The 5,838-nt window shown below is 64.9% G+C and carries 3 protein-coding genes; 1 reads left to right on the top strand and 2 read right to left on the bottom strand.

From position 1 onward, the window contains the following. Positions 1-351 precede the first annotated feature (351 nt). Positions 352-1,521 carry a fumarylacetoacetate hydrolase family protein gene (locus tag AAFX91_RS38020; RefSeq protein ID WP_130579549.1) on the bottom strand — a complete coding sequence of 390 codons (1,170 nt, stop codon included), beginning with the start codon at positions 1,519-1,521 and terminating at the stop codon, positions 352-354. A 306-nt stretch (positions 1,522-1,827) separates the two neighbouring features. On the opposite strand from AAFX91_RS38020, the gene ppk2 reads away from it, so the two are divergent. After that, complete coding sequence (gene ppk2 / locus AAFX91_RS38015; protein WP_130579550.1) at positions 1,828-2,748, top strand: polyphosphate kinase 2; 921 nt, start codon at positions 1,828-1,830, stop codon at positions 2,746-2,748. Between the two features lie 101 nt (positions 2,749-2,849). Here the strand turns inward: ppk2 and AAFX91_RS38010 are convergent, their stop codons facing one another. Further along, entirely contained in the window at positions 2,850-5,786 is a 2,937-nt protein-coding gene (locus AAFX91_RS38010; RefSeq protein ID WP_394569910.1) for an autotransporter domain-containing protein, read from the bottom strand. Positions 5,787-5,838 lie beyond the last annotated feature (52 nt).

Genomic DNA, 5,838 nt, shown 5'->3' with positions numbered 1-5,838 from the left:
GGGTGAGACGCGCGGAGTTAAATCACTGATTTGCCCGACGGCGAAAGCGGAATGTTTTTTGCGCGAGGGCTGGACAGATTTTTGCTGATTTGCCCGTCGGGTTGTTATGTCGCACCCATTGCATCCACATCGTCATTGCGAGCCAACCGGGCGCGCGTTCGCGCGACCCGTTGGCTCGCAATGACGGGGCTGTCATTCCGGGGCGATGCGAAGCATCGAGCCCGGAATCCATCCAGCCGCAGAACACGTGGTGAAATGGATTCCGGGTTCGCGCTGCGCACGCCCCGGAATGACGGCGGAGTTTGAGGCTCGAGAAGTGGTGGGTTACGCTTCGCTAACCCACCCTACGGACTACGAACCACGGACTGCGAGGCTCTTCATCAATGCGGAGATACCAAACGTCCAGGGTTCGCATTCGTCGCTTGAGCGCATGCGGTTGACGAGCTTGCCGAGCTCGGGTGCTGCAATCGTGACGATGTCGTCGCGCTTGTGGGTAAAGCCCTGGCCCGGCGCATCGCGGTCTTTTACGGGCGCGAACATGGTGCCGAGGAAAAGCGCAAAGCCATCAGGATATTGATGGACCGGTCCGATGGTCTGCGCCACGAGGTCGGTCGGATCGCGGCTGATCTTGCTGATCGACGAGTGGCCTTCGAGGACGAAGCCGTCCAGTCCTTTCACGGTCAGGCCGACATCCATGTTGCGCACACGGTCGAGCGAGAAGCTGCGGTCGAACAGGCGGAGCAGCGGGCCGACGGCGCAGGAGGCGTTGTTGTCCTTGGCCTTGGAGAGCAGCAGCGCCGAGCGTCCCTCGAAATCGCGCAGGTTGACGTCGTTGCCAAGCGTGGCGCCGACGATGTTGCCGCGGCTCGAGATGACGAGCACGACCTCCGGCTCCGGATTGTTCCAGGTCGATTTCGGATGCAACCCGGCATCCATGCCGGTCCCGACCGAGGACAACACCGGTGCCTTGGTGAAGACCTCCGCGTCGGGGCCGATGCCGACCTCCAGGTACTGGCTCCAGGCCTGCTGCTCTATCAGCACCTGCTTCAGCCGCATCGCCTCCTCCGATCCGGGCTTGAGCTTGGAGAAATCGTCGCCGACCAGCCGCACCACCTCTTTGCGGATGGCCTCGGCGGAAGCGGGATTGCCGCGTGCCCGCTCCTCGATCACGCGCTCCAGCATCGAAATGGCGAAGGTGACGCCGGCGGCCTTCAACACCTGCAAATCGAGCGGCGCGAGCAGCCACGGCTTTTGCCGATCGCGGCGATCCGGCGGCGTGTTGGCCGCAATGCTGTCGAGCTCGCCGAGCGGCTCGCCCTTGATGGTGCGCAGCACGGCGGCCGGATCGCTCTCCTCGCACAATGCGCTGACGGTCGGAAAGCGCGCGGTCACATCGAACACACCGTCGCTGCGCACGGCGACCACGGCAGGTCCGTCACGCCGTGGCAACCAGACGCGCCCGACCAGCGTGCCGTTGGTGCCGTCCTCCGGCAGGATGTCTTTGGCAGTCAGCGTGATCATTAGGCTATCTCCCATCCTTTTCGTTTTTGGCCAGCAACAACGGCTGAGGCTCCCTCAGTCGCCGCTCCCACTCCGCCGTCATCGTCCGCGCAGGCGGACGATCCAGTAAACGCCAGCCTCTCGGCCAAGCCACAAGCGCCAGCGTTTACTGGATGCCCCGCCTTCGCGGGGCATGACGGGCAACAGCGGAGCTTCTTAGCACGCCTGCGACGCCAGTGTGAGACGCTCGTCATTCCGATGTCACACAAGCATCGTCAATTCCGGCACTCCACATCCCGACTGTGAGCAGCCGAGAGACAGCACTCCATGACCACATCCACTCCGATCGACGAAGCCGCCCTGCGCGAGCGCATCAACCAGGAAATCGCCGACAATCTCGACGAGGAACTCGAGCTCGAACTCGACGATATGCGGCTGGACGATCTCGACGACGCTGCACGGGCGGGCCTGCCTGTGCTCGATCGCAAACTCTATTTCCGGGAATTGCTACGGCTGCAGGGCGAGCTCGTGAAGCTGCAGGACTGGGTGCAGCACGAGAAGAAGAAGGTCGTGATCCTGTTCGAGGGCCGCGACTCCGCCGGCAAGGGCGGCGTGATCAAGCGCATCACCCAGCGCCTCAACCCGCGCATCTGCCGCGTCGCGGCGCTACCGGCACCAAGCGAGCGGGAGCGGACCCAATGGTACTTCCAGCGCTATGTCGCGCATCTGCCGGCCGGCGGCGAGATCGTGCTGTTCGACCGTAGCTGGTACAACCGCGCCGGCGTCGAGCGTGTGATGGGCTTCTGCACCGACGAGCAATACCAGGAATTCTTCAAGTCGGTGCCGGAGTTCGAGCGCATGCTGATCCGCTCCGGCACCATCCTGATCAAATACTGGTTCTCGATCACCGACGACGAGCAGCAATTCCGCTTCACGATGCGGATCCAGGATCCGCTGAAGCAGTGGAAGCTGAGCCCGATGGACGTCGAGGCGCGGTCGCGGTGGGAGCAGTACACCAAGGCCAAGGAGACGATGCTGGAGCACACCCACCTGCCCGACTCGCCGTGGTGGATCGTCGATGCCGTGGACAAGAAGCGCGCCCGGCTGAACTGCATCTCGCATCTGCTCAGCCAGATTCCGTATCAATCGGTGCAGCACATCGCGGTTGCGCTGCCGCCGCGCGTCCGCAATCCCGACTATCACCGCGGCCCGATCCCGCCGGAGATGTACGTTCCGGCAGCGTTCTGACGGAACGCGTTGTAGGGTGCGCAAAGCGCAGCGTGCCCACCTTTCTTGCACCGACCGTGGATGGTGGGCACGCTGCGCTTTGCCCACCCTACGCTTTCTGGCTACCAGGAAAAGCGCACCACGCCCTTGCCGGCGTAGGATTGGCTGATGCCGGAGAATTCGCCTTCGAAGGTTCCGGCCGCGGACCAGCCGTTCAGCCACTTCATCTCCAGCGATGCCGTGGTGAGCGCGGAATCATGCGCCTGCGCCGCGCCGTTGACGACGAAGGCTGCGCCCGGCAGCGTCTGGAACACGGCGCTCGCGGCACGGTCCGGGTTGAAGTCATGCGCCCAGGCGGCGCGGCCGCGCAGCGTCACTATTCCGTCCTCCACGGCGAAGGATTTGTCCGCGCGCAGGCCGAGCTCGGTGCGCGTGTCGGTGACGCTCTTGGCGGTGTAGTTCAGCGCAAAGGTGCTGGCTCCGGAGACCACGGCCTCGGCATAGTTCGGCAGGTCGAAGGTCGTCACCTGCGCCGCCGCATAGGGCGTGAGGCCCAGCCACGGCGTGGCGTAGCGATAACCGCCTTCGAGCCGGCCAGAATAGGTGTTGGCGTTGAACTCGGCGCGGAGGTGATCGACACCTGCGACGGTGACGAAGCGGTCCGTGGTGACGTCCTGCCAGCCATAGGCGAATGCGGCGGAGAGATAGGCCGGGCCCGTGGTGGTGCGCGCGAATGCGCCGGCCTGGAACAGGTCGGAGCGGCCCCAGCCCAGGCCGTTGACGCTGAAATTGGTGCCGCCGCCGGCAAGCGCAAAGCCCGCGAGCAGCGACGGCGAGACGCGATAGTCGAAACCGACAGCGGTGCCATAGACGCTGCTGCTCGCGTTGTTCGAGCCGAGCACGGCGTTGCCGTCCGTGGTCTGCGAACCGCCAAAGCCTGCAGCCCACACCCTCCAGCGCGGGTCGAAGCCCGGCGGCGCGGCGGGTGCCTTGCGATAGACGGCGGCGTAGGCATCGCGTTCGCGCTTGCTGCGCGCCATGCGGGTTGAGGCGTAGGCGTTGGCGCCGTCCATATCGGCGAAGGGCATTGCGCCCGCGCCGTCACTGAGGCCGCCGTTGCGGCCGGCGATGAACGGATCGGTCAGCAATCCCAGGAACAGGTTCATCGCGTTGAAGGTCGCCTGCTGCGATCCCGTCGCCACCTCGCCCGAGGCTTGCGTCAAGCCGGCCGGCGTCAGCGATGCGAACGGCAAGGGAATGCTGCCATTGGCATTGAAGAAGTTGGTCAGCGCGCCAGCGACGTTGTGCTGATTGATGTTGAGATTGGACCCGGCGCCGAAGTCGAGACCGAACGTCAGATAGACATTGGTCGCGTCATAGCTCAGCGCCGCCGTCAGGCCGCCCGGCAGGCCGGCCACATTGAGGCCGCCGAATGTCGTCCCGCCAAGGCCGCCATCCGCGGTCAGGATCGTATAGGGCCGCTTCGAAACCGAGCTGCCGGGCGAAAGGCTGGCGCCGACCGAACCGGCGAGCGTAGCCGTGCCGGTCACATGGGCGAAGGAGGACGTGGTGGAGCTGAGCTGCACCAGATAGAGCGCGCCGGACTGCAGTGCGAGATTGCCGGCAACGGTGGTGGAAGCACCCGGCACCGCATTGCCCGGCATGAACGCGCCGCCGCTCGCGATCGCGGTGTTGCCGACCGTGCCGACGCCCGAGAGCACGCCGCCGGCGCTGACCGCCACGCTGCCGTTGATGACGCCATCGACTGCGAGCGTGCCGCCGAGCACATTCCAGTCCTGCGCGCCGGTGCCAGTCACGGTCCATTTCGAGCTGTCGACCTTGTTGAAGGTCGAGAAGCCATCATACTGATTTCCCGGTCCGATCAGGCTGAGGTCGAACGTGCCGGTACCGGTGCCGCCGAGCTGGAAGGTGTCGCCGCCGTTGCCGAACACCAGGCCGTGGATGACGCTGCCCGGGCCGAGCGTCAGCACATTGGGGGTGCCGAAACCGCAGCCGCAGAACTCGATCGCAGCGAAACCGGTGGCGGCGTTGATGGTGCCCGAATTGAAGACGGAGCCGCCACCGTTGACCACGATGCCGACGGCGTCGCTACCGACATTGATGGTCCCGGTGTTGACGACCTGATTGCTGCCGGCAGACCCGGCAGTCGAGACTTCGATGCCGGCGGCCGGCGCGTTGTTTCCGACGGTGATCGTGCCCGCGTTTGTGACGGTGAGGGAATCGCCGACCGCGAAGATGCCTGTGGTGCTGTCGCCGCCGACGATGCTGCCTGTGTTGGTGATGGTGCCGGACGCGCCGAGGGAGAGCGGGAACGAGATAATGCCATAGCCCAACATGCCGACGTTGATCGTGCCGCTGTTGGTGATCTTCGTGTTGTCGCCGGCTGCGATGATAGCCATGCCGAAATCGTCTGATGTGATCGAGCCGGCGTTGCTGATCACCGCGTTGTTGCCCTGCACAGCAATGCCCGCGGCGTCGTGGCCGACCGTAATGCTGGCGCCCGCAGTGTTGGTGATGGTGTTGTTGTCGTTGATCGCGAAGATGCCGGCCGTGGGCGAAGAGGTGAAGCCTGTCGTGATCGTGCCGGCGTTGGTCACCGTGCTGTTGCCTGCGACGAAGATACCGTTGCCGAAGTTGCCGACCGTGATGGAGCCGGTCGCGGCGTTGGTGATCGTGTTGTTCTGGCCCGCGAAGATGCCGGTGCTTCCTGGTGCAGCGGAAAGCGTACCGTTATTGATGACGGTATTGGAGTCGTTGAGGCCGATCGCCGCTATGCCGTTGTCGCCAACGGTCGCTCCCGACTGCACGTTGACCGTGAGACTGTTGACGCCGGCGCCGGCTTCAAAACCGCTGGGGACGAGGCCGCTGCAGGTGACAGTCGCCCCGCTCGTTGCCGGATCGGGCACGCATTGCGCATGCGCCGCTACGGTCGACAGACACAGGCTAGCCAGGATCGCCGCCACGGCGGCCGTGTGCGCGCCGAGACCAGCAGGCAACCGAAACCACACGCCAACGCCCCCTTGTATCTGCACGGGCATGATTTGTGCGATGGAAGCGATTTAGCGTCTTGGCCGGTGGCCACCGGCCAAG

Origin of the sequence: Bradyrhizobium sp. 31Argb, assembly GCF_043638955.1 — a bacterium.
Classification (GTDB): domain Bacteria; phylum Pseudomonadota; class Alphaproteobacteria; order Rhizobiales; family Xanthobacteraceae; genus Bradyrhizobium.
Note: the sequence above shows the minus strand (reverse complement) of the source record. Positions and strands in the feature narration are given on the sequence as shown.